General features: G+C 65.4%; 17 protein-coding genes and 3 tRNA genes. 8 read left to right on the forward strand and 12 right to left on the reverse strand.

The annotated features are described in order from the left end of the window. Positions 1-5: 5 nt before the first annotated feature. Complete coding sequence (locus tag ACI8U3_RS05845; RefSeq protein ID WP_415013921.1) at positions 6-1,223, forward strand: class I SAM-dependent methyltransferase; 1,218 nt, start codon at positions 6-8, stop codon at positions 1,221-1,223. A gap of 4 nt (positions 1,224-1,227) precedes the next feature. Here the strand turns inward: ACI8U3_RS05845 and ACI8U3_RS05850 are convergent, their stop codons facing one another. Beyond that, positions 1,228-2,784, reverse strand: coding sequence for a cryptochrome/photolyase family protein (locus ACI8U3_RS05850; RefSeq protein WP_415013922.1), 1,557 nt, complete (start codon positions 2,782-2,784; stop codon positions 1,228-1,230). A gap of 14 nt (positions 2,785-2,798) precedes the next feature. Here ACI8U3_RS05850 and sseA point away from each other — a divergent pair, with 14 nt between their 5' ends. Beyond that, on the forward strand, positions 2,799-3,629 hold the full coding sequence (gene sseA / locus ACI8U3_RS05855; protein WP_415013923.1) for a 3-mercaptopyruvate sulfurtransferase: 831 nt from the start codon (positions 2,799-2,801) through the stop codon (positions 3,627-3,629). Between the two features lie 20 nt (positions 3,630-3,649). On the opposite strand, the gene ACI8U3_RS05860 is transcribed toward sseA, so the two are convergent. Next, positions 3,650-4,747 (reverse strand): amino acid ABC transporter substrate-binding protein, encoded by a 1,098-nt coding sequence (locus ACI8U3_RS05860; RefSeq protein ID WP_415013924.1) that lies wholly within the window; start codon positions 4,745-4,747, stop codon positions 3,650-3,652. Between the two features lie 98 nt (positions 4,748-4,845). On the opposite strand from ACI8U3_RS05860, the gene metC reads away from it, so the two are divergent. Then, entirely contained in the window at positions 4,846-6,015 is a 1,170-nt protein-coding gene (gene metC, locus ACI8U3_RS05865; RefSeq protein WP_415013925.1) for a cystathionine beta-lyase, read from the forward strand. Here metC and ACI8U3_RS05870 read toward each other — a convergent pair. After that, positions 6,012-7,130, reverse strand: a complete 1,119-nt coding sequence (locus ACI8U3_RS05870; protein WP_415013926.1) for a phytanoyl-CoA dioxygenase family protein — start codon at positions 7,128-7,130, stop codon at positions 6,012-6,014. The genes metC and ACI8U3_RS05870 overlap by 4 nt on opposite strands. 129 nt (positions 7,131-7,259) lie before the next feature. On the opposite strand from ACI8U3_RS05870, the gene ACI8U3_RS05875 reads away from it, so the two are divergent. From ACI8U3_RS05875 to ACI8U3_RS05885, 3 genes are all read left to right on the forward strand, one after another. Beyond that, a complete protein-coding gene (locus tag ACI8U3_RS05875) occupies positions 7,260-8,246 on the forward strand; it encodes a GSCFA domain-containing protein (RefSeq protein ID WP_415013927.1) in 987 nt (328 codons plus the stop codon). Between the two features lie 173 nt (positions 8,247-8,419). Next, the gene (locus ACI8U3_RS05880; protein ID WP_415013928.1) at positions 8,420-9,427 is read left to right on the forward strand and encodes a hypothetical protein; all 1,008 of its coding nucleotides are present in this window, start codon (positions 8,420-8,422) and stop codon (positions 9,425-9,427) included. Positions 9,428-9,641: 214 nt separating this feature from the next. Next, positions 9,642-10,778: a tetratricopeptide repeat protein gene (locus tag ACI8U3_RS05885; protein ID WP_415013929.1), complete on the forward strand. Its 1,137-nt coding sequence runs from the start codon at positions 9,642-9,644 to the stop codon at positions 10,776-10,778. Between the two features lie 60 nt (positions 10,779-10,838). Here the strand turns inward: ACI8U3_RS05885 and ACI8U3_RS05890 are convergent. From ACI8U3_RS05890 to ACI8U3_RS05900, 3 genes are all read right to left on the reverse strand, one after another. Next, a tRNA-Arg gene (locus tag ACI8U3_RS05890) sits at positions 10,839-10,915 on the reverse strand. Between the two features lie 49 nt (positions 10,916-10,964). Then, positions 10,965-11,270, reverse strand: a complete 306-nt coding sequence (locus ACI8U3_RS05895) for an ETC complex I subunit (RefSeq protein ID WP_415013930.1) — start codon at positions 11,268-11,270, stop codon at positions 10,965-10,967. A gap of 71 nt (positions 11,271-11,341) precedes the next feature. Continuing rightward, positions 11,342-12,544 carry a potassium/proton antiporter gene (locus ACI8U3_RS05900; protein ID WP_415013931.1) on the reverse strand — a complete coding sequence of 401 codons (1,203 nt, stop codon included), beginning with the start codon at positions 12,542-12,544 and terminating at the stop codon, positions 11,342-11,344. Positions 12,545-12,805: 261 nt separating this feature from the next. Between ACI8U3_RS05900 and ACI8U3_RS05905 the strand changes: the two genes are divergently transcribed. Next, the gene (locus ACI8U3_RS05905; protein WP_415013932.1) at positions 12,806-13,372 is read left to right on the forward strand and encodes a manganese efflux pump MntP family protein; all 567 of its coding nucleotides are present in this window, start codon (positions 12,806-12,808) and stop codon (positions 13,370-13,372) included. Positions 13,373-13,376: 4 nt separating this feature from the next. Here the strand turns inward: ACI8U3_RS05905 and ACI8U3_RS05910 are convergent, their stop codons facing one another. Continuing rightward, positions 13,377-15,359, reverse strand: coding sequence for an ATP-binding protein (locus ACI8U3_RS05910; protein ID WP_415013933.1), 1,983 nt, complete (start codon positions 15,357-15,359; stop codon positions 13,377-13,379). Positions 15,360-15,739: 380 nt separating this feature from the next. Between ACI8U3_RS05910 and ACI8U3_RS05915 the strand changes: the two genes are divergently transcribed. Beyond that, positions 15,740-16,510 carry an EAL domain-containing protein gene (locus ACI8U3_RS05915; protein ID WP_415013934.1) on the forward strand — a complete coding sequence of 257 codons (771 nt, stop codon included), beginning with the start codon at positions 15,740-15,742 and terminating at the stop codon, positions 16,508-16,510. A 7-nt stretch (positions 16,511-16,517) separates the two neighbouring features. Here ACI8U3_RS05915 and ACI8U3_RS05920 read toward each other — a convergent pair. The 5 genes from ACI8U3_RS05920 to recJ all read right to left on the reverse strand — a co-directional run bounded on the left by ACI8U3_RS05920 (position 16,518) and on the right by recJ (position 19,914). Continuing rightward, a tRNA-Pro gene (locus ACI8U3_RS05920) sits at positions 16,518-16,594 on the reverse strand. A 69-nt stretch (positions 16,595-16,663) separates the two neighbouring features. Beyond that, on the reverse strand, positions 16,664-17,143 hold the full coding sequence (locus tag ACI8U3_RS05925; protein ID WP_415013935.1) for a DUF192 domain-containing protein: 480 nt from the start codon (positions 17,141-17,143) through the stop codon (positions 16,664-16,666). 59 nt (positions 17,144-17,202) lie between these two features. Then, positions 17,203-17,784, reverse strand: a complete 582-nt coding sequence (locus tag ACI8U3_RS05930) for a cold-shock protein (RefSeq protein WP_415013936.1) — start codon at positions 17,782-17,784, stop codon at positions 17,203-17,205. Between the two features lie 174 nt (positions 17,785-17,958). Then, positions 17,959-18,033, reverse strand: a tRNA-Glu gene (locus tag ACI8U3_RS05935). Positions 18,034-18,090: 57 nt separating this feature from the next. Continuing rightward, on the reverse strand, positions 18,091-19,914 hold the full coding sequence (gene recJ / locus ACI8U3_RS05940) for a single-stranded-DNA-specific exonuclease RecJ (protein WP_415013937.1): 1,824 nt from the start codon (positions 19,912-19,914) through the stop codon (positions 18,091-18,093). Between the last annotated feature and the right edge of the window lie 39 nt (positions 19,915-19,953).

The raw sequence follows: 19,953 nt of genomic DNA on the forward strand, positions 1-19,953 counted from the left end.
TTCGCATGACCGCTGTGACGCCCGATATCGCCGCAACCGCCGCCCGTACCCCCACGGGGTTCGGCATCCTGCTTAGAATTCTGGCCGGTAACTGGGCCATCGGCCGATTGACCGTGCGGCTGCCGAACGGCGCAGTGCACGAACTGGTCGGCAAGAAGACCGGACCCGCCGCAATCCTTGTGGTCAAGGACTACGCCTTCGCCAAGCGTGTGCTGACCTCCGGCGATATCGGTTTTGCGGAAGGCTACATGGCCGATGAATGGGACACGCCGCATCTGGCCGGCCTGCTTGAAGTGCTGGTGAGGAACTACGAAGGCATCGAACGCCTGTTCGACGGCAACCCCCTGATGCAGGCCGTTCACTGGGTTCGCCACAAGCTGAACCGCAACAGCCGGGAGGGCGCCCGCAAGAACATCCACGCCCATTATGATCTGGGCAACGCCTTCTATGAGGCGTGGCTGGACGAGACCATGACCTATTCTTCGGCGGTGTTCGAAAAGCCCGGCGAGGCGCTGGAGACCGCGCAGACCCGCAAGTACCGAAAACTGGCCGAAGCCATGGATCTCAAGGCGGGTCACCGGGTGCTGGAGATCGGTTGCGGTTGGGGGGGCTTCGCTGAGTATGCGGCGAAGGAAGTGGGCGCCCACGTCACGGGCATCACCATCTCGACAGAACAGCACGCCTACGCCACGCGGCGGCTGGCCGAAGCCGGCCTTTCAGACCGCGCCGACATCCAGATGATCGACTACCGGGACGTCCAGGGCCGTTTCGACCGCGTGGCGTCCGTCGAGATGTTCGAGGCGGTGGGTCAGGAATACTGGCCGACCTATTTCGCCAAGATTCATGACGTGCTGGTTCCCGGCGGCCGGGCGGCCCTTCAGATCATCACCATGGATGACGACCTGTTCGCCGGCTACGACAAGCGCACGGACTTCATCCAGAAGTATGTCTTTCCCGGCGGCATGCTGCCCAGCGAGGCGGTGTTGAAACCCGTCATCGAACGCACCGGGCTGGCCTGGACCGGCATTGATCGATTCGGCCATTCGTACGCCGACACCCTGAAACGCTGGGACGAGCGGTTCATGGCCGCGTGGGACCAGATCCAGAAGATGGGCTTCGATGACCGCTTCCGCCGGCTGTGGCGGTTCTATCTGGCCTATTGCGAGGCGGGCTTCCGCGCCGACCGGATCAATGTGGTGCAACTGGCCCTGAGCCGGAGCTGAGGGCTCAATCCGGCTTGACCGCGCCCAGTTCGGCACGCGCGTCGTCCGCTTCGCGCACCAGCGCCGCGCGCTGATCCTCTGACCAGCGGTCCAGTGTCCGGTACGGCATGGCCAGCCGGGGGTTGTCGCGCAGGCGCCCCCGGTTGCGCTCCAGAAAGCCCCAGTACAGCCGGTTGAACGGACAGGCCTTGGGCCCGGACTTGGCCTTAACATCGAAGGCGCAGCCGCTGCAGTAATCGCTCATCCGGTCGATGTAGGCGCCAGACGCCGCGTACGGCTTTGAGCCGACGATGCCGCCGTCCGCGAAGGTGGCCATGCCCCGCGTGTTGGGCATCTCGACCCACTCATAGGCGTCGGCGAAGACCACCATGTACCATTCGTCCACCTGGTCAGGATGGACGCCCAGCAACACGGCCAGGTTGCCCGTGACCATGAGCCGCTGGATGTGGTGGGCATAGGCGTGACGGCGCACCTGCTTCACCGCGTCCGCGACGCAGGCCATGTCGGTTTCGCCCGACCAGAAGAACCACGGCAGCTCCCGGTCGGCGTCCAGATGATTGCGGCGCAGGTACTCCGGCGCCTTCAGCCAGTAGATCCCCCGCACGAACTCCCGCCACCCCAGAATCTGGCGAATGAAGCCCTCCACCGCGTTCAGGGGCGCGCGGCCGGCGCGGTACTCCACCTCCGCCCGGCGACAGACCTCGAGCGGATCCAGCAGACCCATGTTGAGGGCCGTGGAGATCAGGCCGTGCCACAGGAAAGGCTCGTCCTGGGCCATGGCGTCCTGCCAGTCGCCGAAGCCGGGCAGGATGCGCTGGAGGAAATCCGCCAGCACCGCCTCGGCCTGATCGTGGGTCACCGGCCAGCCGAAGGCGTCCAGATCGCCAAAGTGATCCGCGAACCGGGCCTGCACCATGGCGATCACCTCGCGCGTGGCGTCATCCGGCGGACAGCGCACCCGCGACGGGGGGGCGATGGAAGCGGGCAGCCGCTTGCGGTTCTCGGCGTCGAAATTCCAGCGTCCGCTCTCCGGTTCTTCGCCGTCCATAAGCAGGCCGGTGCGCCGCCGCATTTCGCGATAGAAGAACTCCATGCGCAACTGACGCCGGCCCTCGGCCCAGCGCTCGAAAACCTCGTGCCCGCAGATGAAGCGGTCGTCCTCGCGCACCTGCACCGGCGCGGCGCAATCGGCGGCGAAGGCGCGAAAGGCCTCGGCCAGCCGCCACTCCCCCGGCTCGGTCAGGATAACACGCTCAGGGGCAAGGTCTTCGACGGCCCGGGCCAGCTCATCAACGATTGATTGGCGGTTATCCGGATCGTCCAACCGCACATAGCGAACCCTGACGCTCCGCTCGCTCAGCCGCGCGGCGAACGCCCGCATCCCGGCCAGCACCAGGGCGATCTTCTGCTTGTGGTGGCGCACATAGCCGGTCTCGCCCTCGACCTCGGCCATCAGCACCACATCGCGGGCGGGATCCAGATCGCGCAAGCTCGCCAGACCGTCGCTGAGCTGATCGCCCAGCACCAGACGCACGGCGCCCGTACGCTTCTCCGCCGTCATGCTAGTCTGCCCCCATGATCCATGATCCGCTCCTCTCTACAGACGGATTGGCCGCTCTTCTGGATGCGCCCGATGTCCGCATCATCGACGCCAGCTGGCGCATGGATGGAAGCCGTCCGGGCGACGATGCCCCCCGCATCCCCGGCGCCATTCGTTTCGATCTCGATGCGGTGGCGGACCACGCCAGCCCCCTGCCCCTTATGCTGCCTTCGCCCAGCGACTTCGCCGCGGCGGTCGGGGCCATGGGCATCGCGCACGACGATCACATCGTGGTCTATGACGAACAGGGCCTGTTCTCCGCAGCCCGGGTCTGGTGGACCTTCCGCACCATGGGCGCCCGGCGCGTCCAGGTACTGGACGGGGGCCTGCCCAAATGGAGGGCCGAAGGGCGTCCGGTTCAGGGCGGACCCGGCGCACCGCTGCCGCCCGCGGTCTTCCGACCTGACTTTCAGACCAGCAATGTCGCCGACCTTGATCACGTTCGGCGCGCGATGGACGACCCTGCGATCCATATTGTGGACGCCCGGCCCTCGGCGCGCTTTCTTGGAGAGGCGGTAGAGCCGCGCGCGGGCCTTCGCAGCGGCCACATGCCCGGGGCGCTCAACGTCCCCTTCGGCGACCTGTTGAACGCCGATGGCACATTGCGGACGCGCGATGAACTCGCCGAAGTCTTCTACCGCGCGGGCCTGAAGCCTGACCCATCGGTCATCACCACCTGCGGCTCGGGTGTAACGGCGGCGATCCTCACCCTGGCGCTGGCTGTGCTGGGCCGCGACAGCGCGGTCTATGACGGCTCGTGGGCCGAATGGGGAGCCCGGTCGGACACCCCGATCGAAACAGGCTAGGCCCATACCGCCGAAGCGGCCTATCGAATCGGCAGAGCGTACATCAGACCGCGCGGATTGGCGCTCCACTGCGCATTGAGGCCGCGGGCCAGATTCAATGACGACCGCGCCCCCAGATTGCGGTCGAAGATCTCGCCATAATTGCCCACGCCTGCGATAGCCTCCCGGGCCCAGGCGTCCGAAAGACCCATCATGGAGCCGAACCCGTCTTCCGCACCCAGCAGGCGCTGTACCCGAGGATCGGGCGAGTTCTCAGCAAGATCGTCCACGTTCTCCCGGGTCACGCCCAGCTCCTCGGCCAGGATCAGGGCGTTCAGGGTCCAGCGCACGATGTCAGCCCATTGGTCGTCGCCGCGCCGGACGACGGGGCCGAGCGGCTCCTTGGAGATCACGTCGGGCAGGATGGCGTGGGCCTGAGGGTTGCTCATCATGGTGCGCGCCGCCGCCAGCGCCGACACATCGCCGGTGAAGGCGTCGCAGTCCTCGGCCACATAGGCTTCGCGCGCCTCTTCCTCGCTCGCCGCCATGACCGGCTCGTAACGCAGGCTCCGCACCGAGAAATAGTCGCGCAGGTTCAGGGCCGTGGTGGAGTCCGACTGGACGCAGACACGCGCACCGTCCAGCTCCGTCGCACTGGTCAGGGCCAGAGACCGGCGCACCATGAAGCCCTGCCCGTCGTAATAGTTGACCCCGACGAACTCCATCCTCTCGCCCGCGTCGCGCGCCATCGTCCAGGAGGTGTTGCGCCACAGCACGTCGATGCGACCATCGGCCAGGGCCTCGAACCGGTCGCCGATCGCCAGCGGGACGAAGCGCACAGCGTCCGGATCGCCCAGCACCGCCGCCGCCGTGGCCCGGCAGAAGTCCACGTCGAACCCGCGCCACTGTCCGCGATTGTCCGTATAGGCGAAGCCCACCAGCCCCTCGTGCACGCCGCAGTTCAGCCGCCCGCGCGCCCGCACCGCCGCCAGGGTCTCGCTGGGCTCAGCGGCCTCCTCGGCCGGCAGCGGCGCGTCGGATGCGGGATCCGGTGCCTCGCGCTCGGGCTCGCGGTCACCGCAGGCCGCGAGCATCAGCAGCCCCGTCATCAGCCCCGCCCGGATTGCGCGCGCGATCATCATCCTCGCCTTCGTCTGAACCGTGCATCAGGTGTTAGAAGCCTTTGGCATGCCTCCGCAACCCGCGAGGCGCCTTTCAGCACCAGACGGGCGCATTCATGAGCCGACCCCCTTCCGACCGCACCCGCCTGATCCGTTCGGCGACCCGCAAGCCGACGCAGGGCCGCCGTCCGGTCAATCCACCCATCGAGCGTGCCTCCACGCTTTTGAACCCCAGCGCCTCGACCCTGCGCGATCCGTCGCTGGGGCCCGTCTACGCCATCGACGGCATGGCGGTTCAGCAGGAGCTCCGCGCCCTGATCGCCGAGATGGAGGGCGGGTCGGACGCCTGGCTGACCCCCACGGGACTGGCCGCCGTCACCATTCCGGTCCTGGCCCTGATGCGCCCCGGCGACACCGTCGTCGCCACCGACGCCATCTATGGCCCCAGCCGCCGGTTCCTAGACCGGTACATGGCCGCACGGGGCGTGACCACGCGCTATCATCCCGCCGACGCCACGACGGATCAGATCATCGCCGCCCTCGACGGCGCCAAGCTGCTGCTGATGGAATCCCCCGCCTCCCTGACCTTCGAGATGATCGACGTCCCCGCCGTCGCCGCGGCGGCGCGGGACAGGCGCGTGCTGACGGTCATGGACAACACCTGGTCCGCCGGGCTGGCCTTCCGGCCGCTGACCCACGGCGTCGACGTCAGCGTGCAGGCGGTCAGCAAATATGCAGCGGGCCATTCCGACCTGCTGATGGGCGCGATCGCCGTCGCCGATCCGCGCATCGGCAAGGCGATCCACGGCGCCATCGAGGACATGGGCTGGCACACGGCGCCGGACGAGGCCTGGCTGGCCCTGCGCGGCCTGCGCACCCTGCCCCTCCGTCTGGCCGAGCACGCCCGCTCGGCCCTGAAGGTCGCCCAGTGGCTGCAAGGTCGCCCGGAGGTCGCCCGCGTCCTCTACCCGCCCCTGCCCGGCTCGGTGGGCCATGACATCTGGAGCCACGACTACGCCGGCGCTGCGGGTCTGATGGGCGTGGTCCTGAACGACTCGAGCGAGGTGCAGGCCGAAGCGATGCTCGACGCCCTTACCCTGTTCGGCCTGGGCTATTCGTGGGGCGGCTTCGAGAGCCTGGCCACCCACGAGACGCACCAGCTGGCCATACGCCGTCACGCAGCCCCGCTGCCCGGCCCCCTGATCCGCCTGCACATCGGTCTGGAAGACCCGGACGACCTGATCGCCGACCTGGATCAGGCGATGATGACCGGGCGCGCGGCCTAGATCAGCCCCTGCATGAAGCGCACCCCGGTGCGTTCCGCGTACTTCTTCACCAGGACGCCGGCCTCCTGGATTTCTGGGTCGTCAGATTTGCGGGCCGCCGTGAAGGGGCGTTCCGCCTCCGGGATCGGGTGACCGAAAAGGGAGTTGGCGTACTGAACCTGAGCGATCAGACGCGCCTCCTCCGTGGGGTGCGACCCTTTGTGCAGGGCGCTGGTGTCCACCAGAAACACCGTGCCCGCGGGGCCGGTGATGCGCGCTTCCTTGTCCAGCAAGCCGTGCGCAGCCACGCTTTCGTCGGTATGCCGGCCGTCGGCCCACAGCGCGTCCGGGCGCTCTCTGTGTGTCCCCGGTATCATCGTGTGTGGACCCGATCCGGGCCCCACGTCCGTCAGATAGATGAACAGCTTCACGAACCCCAGGCGGTACATGTCGTGATGATAGAGCTGCGCCGTGTCGGACAGGCCCTTCTCGCTGCTGGGTGCGACGGAGTTGATGAACGACACCGGCACGTCGAAGATGGGCGGCACGCCCATGTATCGATGGACGATCGTGAGCAGCAGCGGATCCGAGGCGATCTGGTACATCTCCTCGAAACTGGTGATCCACTTGAAATTGGATTTGATCTGGAGCGGCGCATCCGGGGCGCCGGTCATCATGCGTTCGATGACGTCGCCATGGATGTCGGTCATGCGGCCGAGGATCTTGCCCTTGAGGCTCTCCACGATCTCCGGCGGGACGCGGAAGCGCGCCTTCCACATGCCCTTCTTCTGCAAGGACCTGACGGCGCCGCGAATGATTTCGTTGTGGTCGTCACCCTGAAACAGGCTGCGATTCAGGGCGTACTTCTCGGTCGGCACATGCGAAGCGAGGACGGAGCTGAAGACCTGATGGCTCTTTGATTTCGTCTCGGTGAAGGTCGAGCGCAACAGCATGTACTCGTCATGGGTGTTGCTGCGGGTTCGCGCATAGCGGCCATAGGCCTCGGCCATCTTGCGCACGTTGTAATTCGGCGGGAGGTAATCCCCCAGATTGCGGTTCAACTCCGCCGCCGCCAGACCCTCGATCTGCACCGAAGAGTTGCGCGCCTGGACAAGAATCCTGTCGCCGAATGCCATGTCAAAACCCCAGAGTGAGTATGAGACTGTCTATTCGCAAGCGACGCACCGGGCAAGCGGGCGGGCAAATTCGGCGTGGCGTCGGTGGGCTGTCTGGATTAGGTTGCCCCCATAGAGGGAGTGGTGCCTATGGCCGATGATAAAAGCGCTGATTTGATCCCGGCTGAAGCCCCAGTTCAGAAATATGCCGTGCGCGACGAGGCCAATCCTCGTTGGACGTCCCACTTCCGAAACAAGCTATTTACGGTGGCGAGGAAGCCTCTTTTTGATTCCAATGACAAGATATTCACGATTGGAAGCTGCTTCGCCGAAAGGATTCGCGCCTATCTTACTGCTGAAGGCTTTGACGTAGGCCCTCCGACATCTGGCATCCCGATGGATCTGGACAGGTTTCGGATCGATAGACTGCCCCAATACCCCCATCTTGACTATTATAATACATTCACCATCAGGCAGGAGTTTGAACGCCACATTGGCGAATGGACTCAGGATGATGACGACTACTGGACCGTGAAGGATCCGGTATGGGACGGCGAAACGGCCTATCAAGATCCCTATCGTCGCGCCACGTTTGGACGAACTCCGGAGGATTTAAGGGAAGCTGTCGGTCACGCCAGTTCTGCAATTGACCAGGGGATACGTGAGGCAGACGTCTTCTTCATGACGATGGGCATGGCCGAGGTGTTTCGCAACAAGCACAGCGGAAAGATCGCCTGTCAAAAGCCCGGTTACGCCCGAGGCGGCGGCGAAGAACAAACCGAATTTCATATGTCGTCGTATGAAGAAAACTACGCCAACCTAAAGAGAATAGTTGAAATCATAAAACAGGTAAGGCCCGGCGCCCGCATTGTCATGACGGTTTCTCCGGTCGCCCTGGCCCGAACTTTTGGTGATCAGGACATCGTCGCTGCGAACACAGAGGGTAAAAGCATCCTTCGCGCCGCTGTCGGCGCCATCGCCCGCGATTTTGCCGAAGTAACTTATTTTCCGTCATACGAACTGGTCATGGCGAATGCACCATACAGCTTCCGTGACGACGACGGACGGCATGTGTCGAACTGGATCGTGTCCAGAATTGTAAAGACATTCAAAGCGGCGCATTGCGCCACTGGGTGACCCCCGGGTGTTGATAGTTTTGCCGCCTCCCACATCGTTCTTCGCAAACCAACAAAGCCGATAGAAAGCCAAAATCGCCTCTGGTGAGACCGGTTTGGTTGGGCTAGTTGAACAACAAAATAGCCTTGCCCGCCCCTGTCCGGCACACTCAACCTTCACCGGGATTGTGAAAAATGACTGCAGTTGATCTCATCGTCAAAAAAGCAGGCGCGCGCACCAAGAAGAGTCAAGGAACCGCGTGGGGCAAAATTGGCGACAAGATCGACAAGATTTCTTCGGCGCGCCCTGACGATCACATCTCGACGATTCTCGCGGAGATGCGGGAACTCGACATTGGTCGACCTGATCCCAACAGCTTCTACAGAAAGAGAGAGCTGGTTCAGCCTCTGGGCAAAGCAGTCCTTAAACGCGTCGGGAAGACTTATGATGACTTCTTTATCTACCCTGATGTAACCAACGGACAATATACGACCTCTGCGGTCAGCTCGATCCGCTATCTGATGGGATGTGTTCGGGACGATACGACGGCCATCGTCGAACTGGGTAGCGGCTGGTCAGTTAACCTGTTCCAGATCTATGTCGGCCTAGGCCAGACTCGCTCAAAGACGATCGATTACCATGGCGCCGAATACACTGACGAGGGCCAGGCCGCTGCGCGCCGTCTGGCGGCCCATGACGGCAAAATCAATTATCATGCTCACAGCTTCGACTACCGGAACCCCGACATCTCGTTTCTAAACGACGTCAAAGGGCATATCCTGGTGTTCACGCGTCATTCGATCGAGCAGGTCGATGTGATCGACCCACGGCTTTACGACATGCTGGCCGCGCTCGACGCAGAGGTGACGCTCGTCCACATCGAGCCGACGGGATGGCAGCGCGACAAGACTCTCCTTTATCGCCGCAAGGCCAAGGACAACCGCTTCTTCGAGGATATCGGGGGTCTGATGCTCAGTGAAGTCAGCAGTCGGCGGCGCCAGCTCGAGAACGCGGCCTGGTGGTCGTGGCGTCTCGACTACAACCTCAACCTCAGCACGATTATAGGCCAAGCCAGCAAGAAGGGGCAGATTCGTATCGTCCGCCGCGAGTATGACTATGTTGCGGCCGCGAACATCCTCAATCCGTCGAGTCTCTATCACCTGGAATTCGTGCGCGGAGCCGCCGTCGAGCCGACGACCTGAAATCCATGCCGAATAGCGTCGCGGGGATTGGCTCTGATGATCTGGGCCGATTTCGCGTTGGCGCATGGGTGACGTCCGTTGAATCCCCTGAGCGCCGACAGCCGGTCAAATCAATCAACCTATCTTCAGGCGGATCACCATTCATTGCGCGGAAAATCTCGAAATTTCAGACGCGTATTGGATAGATTGATCGAGCTGACATAGAGTAGAAGTTATGCAGCCGACGCCGCTTGAACACGCCCGCTTTCTTGTCTTTCCACGACAATCCGACGGGCTCGCTATTTTCTTCTCGGACACCGGCAAGCCGGACCACGACTTCGCCTGGCGTGAGATCGGGAACCGGATCGACGCTTCGGTGATCCTCGTCAACAACGGCCCGAACCAGTGGTATCAGGGCGGGATCGACGGCCTGGGCGAAACCCGCGAGCAGGTCACGGCCACCTTTCGGGCATGGGCCGCTCATCTGGGGGCGACGCGCCTATACACCGTCGGCACGTCCATGGGCGGAACCGGCGCAATCCTGCACGGCGTTCCGCTGGGCGCCCGGGTGTTGGCCTTCGCCGCCGAAACCCGCATGGACTGGCCATGGTCCAATGTGCGCCGGCTGATGCAGGACGGTTTTCAACCGCCGATCATGGACCTGCGTCCGTTCATGGAGAAGGCGCGCGCGCCGATTTTCCTCTACGCCGGAGAGTGCGAACCGGTCGATCTGGTGTCGGCCCGGCATGTGGCGGATCTGGATTATGTCTTCGCGGACTCCATGCGCCGGGTTCAGCACGGCCCGCCGAACTACCTGAAAAAGCGTGATCGTCTGGACCCCCTGATCGACGCGTTCCTGCGCGATGAGATGCCCGCGCCGATGCCCGAGGGCGGCTGGGGCCTCGAGGGCGACTTCGCCCATGACCTGTACGGCGCCTATTGCGCGGACATGGAAAAACGGCATGCCGACACTGTACGCGCCGCCACCGCCGCCGTGCGCTTCTACCCCCGGTCAGAATACGCGAACTATCTGCTGGGCAAGGGGCTGTTGCTGACGAAGCAGTATGAGAAGGCCGAGGCGGCTCTGGCCGACGCCGTCCGGCTGCACCCCGGCCTGTGGCTGGCCCGGCTGCATCTGGCCAACGCCATAGCGAAACAGGGCCGGCTGGCCGAGGCCGTGGCGCTCTACAAGAAGATGGACCGGAACGTTATCGTGGGTGGCCGGGCCAACTACGCCCTGGGCCAGATATACCTCTCCAAGAACAGCCTCGCATCCGCCAGGAAACGGTTCGAAATGGCCGTAGAAATGGACCCGCACCGCGAGTCTTTCCGGGCCAAGCTGGATCAGGTTGCGGCTGAGCTGAACGCCTGAGGCGGCCAAATACGTCGGCGAGACGGGCTTTTTCGGCCTCGTCGTTCATTTGATCGGGGATGGCGCGCCCGGCAGGACTCGAACCTGCAACCGTCCGCTTAGAAGGCGGATGCTCTATCCGGTTGAGCTACGGGCGCCGTCAGGCATGCGGTGACGTAGCGCGAAGCGCCGCAGCCGCAAACAGAATCAGTGGGTCCAGGGCTGCTTGCGGCCCGGAGCGAAGTTGTCGGCGTACGCTTTGAGGATCAGCGGTGCGGCCTGGGGCTCGTGCAGCCGGAACGGGATGCCGTGCCGCTCAGCATAGGCCACCGCCTCCTCGGCCGTGTCGAAGGTCAGGCGCACCTGGCCGTTCATGTCGGTGGACGAGGTCCAGCCCATCAGCGGGTCGTTGGTGCGCGCGGTCGCCGGCTCGAACTCCAGAATCCAGTCGCGGGTCTTGGCGCGGCCGGACTGCATGGCGGTCTTAGCGGGACGGAAGATGCGCGCGAGCATGGCGGGCCCTGAAAAATCCAAAGGTCAGAAGCGGATCAGATAGCGCGCGTCGCGGCGCCGGTCCAGCATGCTCAAGCGGTCGCCGCCGACGCGTTGACCCTCAGCTTGCGCGCCACCCACCCTAGGGTCGGCCCCTGCACCAGGCTGGACACGATCACCACAAAGAAGACGATGTTGAAGATGGTCTGGGACCCCGGCACGCCCGCCACGATGGGAAACGTCGCCAGGACAATGGGCACCGCGCCGCGCAGGCCCGCCCAGGACACGAACAGCTTGGCGCGCCAGTCGAACTGTCGGAAGGGCGCCAAGCAGATGAACACGCTGATCGGCCGGGCCGCCAGCATCAGCACCGCCGTCACCGCCAGCCCCGGCAGCGCCACCCCGCCCAGCTGGCTGGGAAACACCAGCAACCCCAGCGACAGAAACATCACCACCTGCGCCAGCCACGCCAGACCGTCCTGGAACAGGCCGATAGTGCGCCGGGCCTGATACTCCCGATTGCCCGCCACGATGCCCGCGATATAGGCCGCCAGGAACCCGTTGCCGCCCAGCACGGCGGTCAGGCCGTAACTGAGCAGCGCCGCCCCGATCGACACCACCAGTGACAGCCCGCTGCCCCTCAGCCTCATTCGCTTGATCAGGGACGGTAGCGCATAGCCGATCACCACCCCCAGCACCGCGCCCAGTCCCATCTGCGTCAGGAACTGGGGCAAGAAGGGCAACAGGGACGCATCGGGCGTGGCCACCAGAACCAGCGCCGCCCCGACCAGAAAGATGGCCATGGGATCGTTGGAGCCGGACTCCAGCTCGATCAGCCCGGTAAGGTCTTCGCGAAGGTCGCCGCCCCCCTGCCCCCGCATGATGGCGAACACCGCCGCGGCGTCGGTGGACGCCACGACAGCGCCGAGCAGGAACCCCTGCGTGACCGTGAAGCCCAGCAGAAAGACCGCCGCAAGGCCGACGATCCCCGCGCTGATCATCACCCCGATGGTGGACAGCACCAGCGCCGGCCCGACCGAAGGCCGCACCAGCTTCCAGTTCGTATCCAGCCCGCCCGAGAACAGGATGAACACCAGGCACGCCACCCCGATCACCTGGGCGAAGGCGTAATCACTGAACACAATGCCGAACGGCCCGTCCGACCCGGCGATCATGCCAAGGGCCAGGAACCCGATCATGGCCGGCAGGCCGAACCGGCTGGACAGGCTGCCCGCCAGCACCGTGGACAGCAGCAGCACCGCGACCGCGAGAAAGGCGTAATCGATGGGGTTCATGCTGTCTTAGGACCGGACGAATCGTCCGAAGGCAACACCCATGCGGCCCCCGTCGCTTGAACCTCGGGGACTCAGGCGCTAGTCAGGCCGTCCCGTTGGGGAGTAGCCGCCGGCCGCCTTGAAGGTCGGGACCACGTCAACACATTCGCGCTTCGGCGCGTGGCGCGGTCAGCGGATGTCATCCGCCTGGCGAGACCAGCGCGTCCCACCGCCTCGCCGGCGGCGTGGGGTGCGCGTCTCGTCGTCCGGCGGAGCAGGCCCATGACCCCTGGCGCCATCGCCGTCCTGTCGATCAGCATGTCCACCGACGCCTTCGCGGCGGCCGTGGGACGCGGCGCCGCGCACCGGCCACAGCTGGCCCAGGCCCTGCGGGCAGGCCTGATTTTCGGAGTCATCGAGGCGGCCACCCCGGTGATCGGCTGGAGTCTCGGCCTGATCGCCGCTGGCGTGATCCAGCAGATCGACCACTGGATCGCCTTCGTGCTGCTGGCCGGCGTCGGCGCGCACATGGTCTGGCACGGCGTCCAGAGCGGCGGCGACGATCACCTCCCTGCCCGCCGCGGGCTGATGCCCCTGATCGCCACGGCGGTGGGCACCAGCATTGACGCCGCCGCCGTGGGCGTGGGTCTGGCCTTCATCGGGGTGAACATCTGGATCATCGCCCTCAGCATCGGCCTGACCACCTTCACCCTGACGACGATCGGCATGCTCATCGGCGCCCGCATCGGCGTCCGCACAGGCAAATACGCCGAACTCCTCGGAGGGCTGGCCCTCATCGGCATCGGAACATTCATCCTGGCCGAGCACATGGGCTGGTTGCAGGTCTAGACCCTCAGGCCCGCCTCACCTCGTCATCCGCCGCCCCTGCGTCATGCTGCACTGTGGCGATCGCCTCGATCAGCGATGCGGCGGTGATGGGTTTGGCCAGGTGCAGATCCGCGCCGGCGGCCAGGCTCTCAGCGATATGTTCAGGGAAACTGTTGGCCGTGAGCATCAGAACGGGCGTTCGTCCCCGACCCTCGCACGCCTCCACCGCCCGCAGGGCGCGCACCGCTGTCAGGCCATCCATCACCGGCATCATCATGTCCATCAGGACGATGTCGAAGGTCTGGGCCTCGAACGCCGCCACCGCCTGGGCGCCATCCTCCACCGCGATGCAGTCGGCGTCCATGGCGCCGAGGATCAGCTCCACCACCCGCCGATTAGTGACGTTGTCGTCGGCCAGCAGCACCCGCAGGGGCCCCAGCGCCGCCCTTGACGACGGCGCACCGGTCGGCTCGGCCGCGTCCGCAGCTGCGAGCCGCAGGTCGAACCAGAACGTCGCGCCTTCACCCGGTTCGCCGCGGCACTGGATTTCCCCGCCCATGGCCTTCACCAGATCACTGGAGATCGCCAATCCCAGACCGGTGCCGCCGAAGCGCCGGGTGATCGTGCCGTCCGCCTGCTTGAAGGGTTTGAATAGTTCAGCAGTCTGCTCGGGGCGGAAGCCGATCCCGGTGTCCGACACTTCGAAACGATATCGATCGCCGTCGACTGTGACGCTCAGGCGAACCGACCCAACGTCAGTGAATTTCACTGCATTGGAGACCAGATTGGTCAGCACCTGGCGCAGGCGCATCGCATCCACCATCACCCGCTCGTGCAGGTCGGGCGTGATCTCGGCACGCAGCTCCAGGCCCTTCTCGGACGCACGGAGACCGCAGAGGTCGATCACAGACCGGACCAGCGCCGCAATGCACGTGGGCTCCTGAACCAGCTTGAGCTCGCCGCTCTCGATGCGCGCCAGATCCAGAATATCGCCGATCAGTCCTTTCAACTGCTGCGACGAGGAGACGATGATGTCGTTGATCTCCTGCTGTCTCGGCGTCAGCCCGGTCGCGGCCAGCAGGTCGGCCATGCTGGTGACGCCGTTCAGGGGCGTGCGCAACTCATGGCTCATGTTGGCCAGGAAGGTCGACTTGGCCAGATTGGCGGCCTCGGCGTCCGCCTTCGCGCGAAGCAGGGCCTGGCGCTGCGCCTTGCGCTCGGAAATGTCTCGGATGTTGGCGTGGACATGGGCGCCGTCCTGATGACGGGACACAGACATCCAGAGCTCCACCTCAACAGCGCTCCCGTCACGGCGCACCGCCGTCAGCTCGAGGCGCCGGCCCAGCCGGGCGGTGCCCTGATCGCGCCAGCGGCCCATGGCGGCGCCGTGTGCGGGACGCATGTCTTCGGGAATGATGATCTCGACGCTCTTGCCGACGGCTTCGGCGCGGCTGTGACCGAAGAGGGTCTCGGCGCCGTCTGACCAGCTGACGATCATGCCCTGCTCATTGCAGTCAATGAGTGCGTCGGCCGAGGCATGCAGCGCCGTACGGACAGCGGTCATGCGATGACGCTGATGAAGGTCGGCGGCGGCGATGGCGGCGAGCCGCTTGAGCATCTGGCCCAGTTCAGGATCGAACGCTCGGGGTTCCGGACCCAGGACGCACAGGGCGCCCACCGCGCACCCGTTCACCAGCAGGGGGGCGCCAGCGTAAAAGCGGATGTAGGGATCCCCTTTGACGAAGGGATTGTTTTCAAAGCGCTCGTCCACCCGCGCATCTTCCACCCACATGACCTGATGCGGACGCTCGAGGGCGTGGGTGCAGAATGAATCCAGGCGGCGCGTTTCGCGCCGGTCAAAACCGACACTGCCCGCGAACCACTGGTTCTGCTCGTGCACCAGTGAGACCAGAGCCGTGGGCGCGCCGGCAAGCTCCGCCGCCAGCTGCGTCAACTCGCGGAAGATCGGCTCCTGCGGCTGGTTCATCAGGCACAGGGAGTCGAGCATAGCCAGACGCTGGCGTTCCGCGTTCGATTTCGGTTCGGAGGTCAAAATGCACACTCGCGTGAAAAAGGAATTCGGAATTCTTGCGGTTATTGAAACCCTGCAGTCATTGGAAGCGGAGTTCGGTTCGAAATAACGTCCAAAAATATGCGTTAACAGGGGCTCCAAGACGTGAATTATTCTTGAACGCACAACTATTCAGCGACCCAAAATGGGCGCTTTGGCTTGTTAGAAATCGGCCTTTCTTCCGCCATCTTGGGCGCATGCGGAAAAGGCAAAGCTTCGTCATGAGCGCGCCAGTTCCTCAGACGAGTGTCGCGGCTGCCTCGGCATCGGGGATTTCTTAACCCGTCCAGCGGATTGTGAGCTTCAGAAGGAGTTCCATGATGACTTGTGCAGCCTGTAAGGACGGCGTCGGTTTCGACCTGCCCATCACCATGGCGTTCCAGCCTATCGTCGATGTGAAGACAGAGACCGTCTTCGCCTATGAGGCCCTGGTCCGGGGTCAGGACGGCGGCGGCGCGGGCGGCGTCCTGGCGCAGGTGTCTGCAGAAAACCGGTATGCCTTCGATCAGCTGTGCCGCACCACCGCCATCGAATGGGCCTCAAAGCTGGACCTCACGGCCGAGGGCGCCAGCCTGTCGATCAACTTCCTGCCCAACGCCGTTTACGAGCCGCGCGCCTGTATCCGGGCGACCCTCGCCGCCGCCATGCGCACCAGCTTTCCGGTGAACCGGATCATCTTCGAGTTCACAGAGGATGAGTCCATGGACACGGCGCACATCCTGAACATCCTGCGCTCCTACCGGGCCATGGGCTTCAAGACCGCCATCGACGACTTCGGCGCCGGCTATGCGGGGCTGGGGCTGCTCAGCAAGTTTCAGCCGGACATCGTGAAGCTGGATATGGCGCTTATTCGCGGAATCGACACCGACCGCGTGAAGCGTGCAATCGTGTCCAACACCCTGAACATGCTGCGTGATCTGGGCATCGACCCCGTCTGCGAGGGGGTGGAGACGGTGGATGAACACGACGTCCTGCGGGATCTCGACGTGTCCCTCATGCAGGGCTATTTGCTCGCCAAACCTGCCGTTGAGGCTCTTTCGCCGGTTTCGTGGCCTCGCACGGCCGAGAGCCTTGCCCGCAGCGCATAGAAAGCCCTGGTCGGAGCGGCAGGATTCGAACCTGCGACCCTCTGCTCCCAAAGCAGATGCGCTACCAGGCTGCGCTACGCTCCGATCAGGCGGGGCTTATAGGCATGGCCGGGCGCCCGCCGCAATCGATCCCGGCGCGGACACGCCGTAATCTCAGTCGGCGTTGTTGAAGAAGGGGTGGCGCACGACGTCGCCCGGCTCAGCCCCGATCTCCTCCGTGCGGCCGGCACGAACCTCCAGCACCCCCTTGGCGGCGCCGTACGACGGAATGGTCTGGCGCGAGAACGGCGTGGTGTGCCGTGCGATGGAGACGATGCGGCCCTGATCGTCGATATAGACGATGTCCAGCGAGCTGGGCGTGTTCTCCATCCAGAAGCCCCGCTCGGCCATGTCGGGGAACTGGAACAGCATGCCCCGGTCGTCGGCCAGAGGCTCGCGGTACATCAGGCCGCGGGCGCGCTCGGCCTCGTCGTCGGCGATCTCGACCCAGAAGGCGTGCTCGCCGCTGTCCGTGACCACGGTCAGGGCCTCCAGCGGATTGCCCGACTCATCTCGCGGCGCGGACGACTGCGCACAGGCGGCCCCCGACAAAGCCATGGCCAGGGCGGCGGTCAGCAACAGGCGGCGGTGCATGGGCGGTATCCCGGATGAGGCGAGCAATGGCGGCATTACGCCTCAGCCGTCGCCAAATGTCATCCCTGTCCGGGTTCGATCTCGGCGACCACCAGACCCTTGGGTCCGCGCGCGAACCGCACCCGCACCGTGTGGCCCGGCAGCAGGTCGTCCAGCCCGCAGCGGCGCAGGGTCTCGATATGAATGAAGATGTCGTCCTGATCGCCGTCGCGGACCACGAAACCATAGCCCTTGGCGCGGTTGAACCATTTCACCGTCGCCGGCTCCATGGGACCGTCGGCCTCAAGGGGCGGACGCGCGGGGCGGCGTGTGAAGGCGTCCAGATTGCTGGTGGACCGGCGCAGGCCGTCATAGCCCGCGCCCTGACCGGGTTCCGGCTCGCTCAGCGACACGATCTCGGTGGCCTGCCAGCCCTTGGGACGGCGCACGGCGTCGCAGGTGATGGCGGCGCCCTCCGCCGCGTCGTCACGGCCGTGGTCGCGCAGGCTGGAGACATGCAGCAGCACGTCTTTCATGCCCGTGAGCGAAGGATCATCAGGCACGATGAAGCCGTACCCCTTCGCCGGGTCGAACCATTTGACATGACCGGACATGCGGACCGTCTCGGTCGTCACGTCCTCATCCACTTCGTACGCTGACATGCTTCCCCCGCCTGCGACCCTCGTGTGCAGACGCAACATGCTTAACACGGTTCGATGAACGTGGGAGGGGCAGAAACGGAAATTTCGCGCCTTACGCGAGAATCATCCGCAATACGCGCGCTGATTCGGGGCGAATGCCCGCGTTCCGCATGACGATTTCGGGGGAGCCCCGCGTGGCAGTCCCTAGGGGAATCGAACCCCTCTTTCTAGGTTGAAAACCTAGCGTCCTAACCGATAGACGAAGGGACCGCTGCGCGAGAGCCGGCGATATAGCGGCCCCTCCCGAACGTTGCAAGCGGGGTCTGACTAAAAATCGTCGCTCGTTTCACGGCGCGGGTCGTGGGCGTCCTCGATCTCGAACTGAACGCCCCGGCGGCCATTCCAGTCATCCGCCTTCAGACGACCCACAACGCTCAGCCCCGTGGCGCCGGACAGCAGCGCCCGGCCCAGCGGCAGGTCGGCGCAGCGCCAGGCGATGGCCTTGACCGAGGCGCCGTCCGCCGCCGTCAGCCGGCACCGCACGTGGCCGCCGTTCATGGCCACGGGCTCGCGCGCCGTCACCCGGTCCAGGGCGAACAGCGGCTCGGGATTGGATGGGCCATAGGGCGCCAGGCGCTCGAAGTCCTCGAACAGGCCACGATTGGCGGCGCGGCAGTCGAGCAGCGCGTCCACGTCCACCACGTCCAGAACCTCGGCCGCCGCCTGCTGATCGGCCAGCGTGTCTTCCAGAAAGGCGCGCGCGGCCTCGATGCGGTCCCCCGCCACGGTCAGGCCCGCCGCCATGGCATGCCCGCCGCCCGCCATGAGATGACCCGCCTCCCATGCCGCCTGCACCGCGCGGCCGAGATTCACGCCCGGCTGCGACCGGCCAGAGCCCTTGCCCACGCCTGTCGCAGGATCGACCCCGATGACGACCACCGGCTTTCTCCAGCGTTCGCGCAGCCGCCCGGCCACGATGCCCACCACGCCGGGATGCCAGCCCTCGCCCTCCACCACGATGATGGCGCGGTCCAGCGCGTCGGGGCCCCGGCTCTCCACCTTGCGCACGGCGGCCTCGGTGACCTCGCGCTCCACCTGGCGGCGGGACTGGTTCAGAGCGTCCAGTTCCGCAGCGATGCTCGCGGCTTCGGCTGGATCATCGGTGGACAGCAGGCGCGCGCCCAGATCGGCCCGGCCGATGCGCCCGCCCGCATTGATTCGCGGCCCCAGGATGAATCCCGCATGGCTGGCCTTGGCCGGCCCCGGCTCCATCCCGGCCACGGCCAGCAGCGCCGCCAGCCCAGGATTGCGCCAATCCGACATCACCTTCAGCCCCAAAGCCGCCAAGGCCCTGTTGAAGCCGTTCAGCGCCGTGACGTCGCAAATGGCCCCCAGCGCCGCCAGATCCAGCCACTGGCGCAGGTCCGGCTCGGCCCAGTCGGCGAACAGGCCCCGCGCCCGCGCCGCCCGGTTCAGCGCCGCCAGCAGCACGAACACCACCCCCGCCGCCGCCAGATTGCCCTGTCCAGAGTTGCAGCCCGGCCGGTTCGGATTGACCACCGCCTCGCAGGCGGGCGGCTGTTCGCGCATCAGGTGATGATCCACCACCACGACCTTCAGGCCTATGGCCGCCGCGTGGGCCACCGCCTCCACCGCCGCCGCGCCGCAGTCCACCGTGATGACCAGATCGGCGCCGCTGGCCTTCAGCGTCTCGAACGCCTTCGGACTGGGCCCGTACCCCTCGGTCAGCCGGTCGGGCACATAGATCGGCAGCGCCGCCCCCATGGCCCGGAACCAGCGCACCAGCAGCGCCGCGCTGGACGCCCCGTCCACGTCATAGTCCGCGAACACATGGATGCTCTGGCCCGCCGTCAGGGCGTCCAGAATGACCTCGGCGGCCTTGTCCATGTCCAGAAAGCTGGACGGATCGGGAAACAGCGCCCTCAGGGTCGGGCTCAGAAAGTGCTCGCCCTGGTCGGCGGTCACGCCCCGGGCCGCCAGCGCCCGCGCCAGCGGCTCGGCCAGCCCCAGCCCCTGCATGTGCGCGCGCACGGTCGCGCCCTCAGCGGGCCGCTGGCGCCACGCACGACCGGACAGGGAGCGCGACACGCCCAGAAAGTTCACCGCCGTCGCCGCGCCGCCGTCAGCCATGGAGCATACGCCTCGTCTTTTCGCATCAGTCTGAACGAC

This window comes from Brevundimonas sp., from assembly GCF_047617075.1.
GTDB lineage: Bacteria > Pseudomonadota > Alphaproteobacteria > Caulobacterales > Caulobacteraceae > Brevundimonas.